The organism is Microbulbifer halophilus (assembly GCF_026183675.1).
GTDB classification, from domain to species: domain Bacteria; phylum Pseudomonadota; class Gammaproteobacteria; order Pseudomonadales; family Cellvibrionaceae; genus Microbulbifer; species Microbulbifer halophilus.
This window is the reverse complement of record NZ_JAPIVK010000081.1, coordinates 1-1,921: the sequence shown is the minus strand read 5'-3', so window position 1 is coordinate 1,921 and position 1,921 is coordinate 1. Positions and strand designations below refer to the sequence as shown.

Below are 1,921 nucleotides of genomic sequence, written 5' to 3'. Positions count from 1 at the left end.
GCCAGGCATGGCGCGTAGCGCCGTGACTGGCGCTGTTCCGGTACGCGTGGTGGCGGCCGGATGACTTGGTGGTGAAAGTCCACTATCGGCCCGGCAAGGGGAACGATTAGCCGAACGGCAAGGGTGTCCACCGCGAGGCGGAATCTGAAGGAAGTCGAAGGCAAAACGCTGGCCCGACGGACAGGAATCGCATATTAGGCGGTCGCAGTGGGTGAGAAGGCATATATCTTCAAAGCCCGATACTTGCACGGCAACTGCGGACGTATATGCGGCGGGCATAAGTGTGAAGGTCACGCGCATTACCCTGGGAGGTCTGCCGCCCTGCTACTGGCTACCGGTACCGCAAGGTGTCGGGATGGGGCGGCAGAAGTCAGCAGAAGCCATAGTAGGTCTGTCACCGCAGACTGAAGGGCGGAACATGTTGGAAGGACGGAAACCCCGACTCCTCGATGACGGACGCAAACGCCGCAAAGCGAGACCAGCTCGCTACCGACCTTTACCCCAAGGGGCAGTACCCACTTGGGAAACCGTCGGTGGTGCCAGACGTCACGGTGGATGAAGACCCGTTTCCGGAGGAGACCGACGACCTGATGGCGGAAGTGCTGGCGAAAGCCAACCTGCGCTCCGCCTACCAACGGGTGTTGCGGAACAAGGGCGCACCCGGTGTGGACGGTGTGAGAGTGGAGGGGTTGAAAGCCCAACTGCAAACACACTGGCCACAGATCAAAGAAGCCTTGCGGGCAGGGACCTACCAACCGCAGCCGGTCAGGGCAGTGAGTATCGCCAAGCCGGATGGGGGCACTCGTACATTGGGCATCCCCACGGTCATGGATCGCCTGATCCAACAGGCCATTCATCAGGTACTCAGCCCACTCTACGACCCGAACTTCTCCGCCCACAGCTACGGCTACCGCCCCGGTCGCAGTGCCGGACAGGCCGTCAGACAGGCGCGGGAACACATAGCCGCAGGCTATGGCTGGTTAGTAGACCTCGACCTCGAAAAGTTCTTCGACCGCGTCAACCACGACATCCTGATGTCACGCCTGGCGCGGAGAATCGAAGACAAGCGGCTACTCCAACTGATCCGCCACTACCTTGAGGCGGGGATGATGACCGGAGGTCTGGAGACAGCGAGGAGCAAAGGCATGCCGCAAGGCGGCCCGCTATCACCACTGCTGTCCAACATCCAGCTGGACGAGCTGGACAAGGAACTGGAAGCCCGGGGACACCGCTTCTGCCGCTATGCGGACGACTGCAACATCTACGTCAAAAGCGAGCGGGCCGGGAAACGGGTGCTGGACTCGGTGAGTCGGTTCTTGCACCGTCGCCTGAAGCTCAGGATCAACCCGACCAAGAGTGGCGTAGCGCGTCCCTCGCAGCGAGCCTTCTTGGGCTACAGCGTATATGGGTATGGAGACCGGGCTCGACTCAAGGTCGCCCCAAAGGCAATAAAACGCCTGAAGGGTAGGCTAAAAGCCCTATTCCGACGGGGGAGGGGCCAGCACCTGCTCAGGTTCATAGAGCAACTCAACCCGGTACTTCGAGGCTGGCTCAACTACTACCGACACATTGGGGTGACGGGCATTCTGCGCGAACTGGATGGCTGGATACGCCGCCACCTGCGCAAGATCCTGTGGCGTCAGTGGAAACGGGTGTACAGTCGAACCAGGATGCTGATGAGACTGGGGCTGGGTGAAGTGCGAGCATGGACCAGTGCCACCAATGGCCGAGGCCCATGGTGGAACGCGGGTGCTTCACATATGAACCAAGCAGTCCCGAAACGCCTCTTTGATCGAATGAAACTGGTATCGCTGGTGGATCAGTACCGACGGCTCACGAGTACAACATGAACCGCCGTATACGGAACCGTACGTACGGTGGTGTGGGAGGACGGCGGGGGTAATCCCGCCTCCTACCCGAT

The 1,921-nt window shown here is 60.5% G+C and carries 1 protein-coding gene; it reads left to right on the top strand.

Annotated elements, in window-relative coordinates:
• Positions 1–449 precede the first annotated feature (449 nt).
• Positions 450–1,850 carry a group II intron reverse transcriptase/maturase gene (ltrA, locus tag OQE62_RS19280; protein ID WP_265723672.1) on the top strand — a complete coding sequence of 467 codons (1,401 nt, stop codon included), beginning with the start codon at positions 450–452 and terminating at the stop codon, positions 1,848–1,850.
• Positions 1,851–1,921 lie beyond the last annotated feature (71 nt).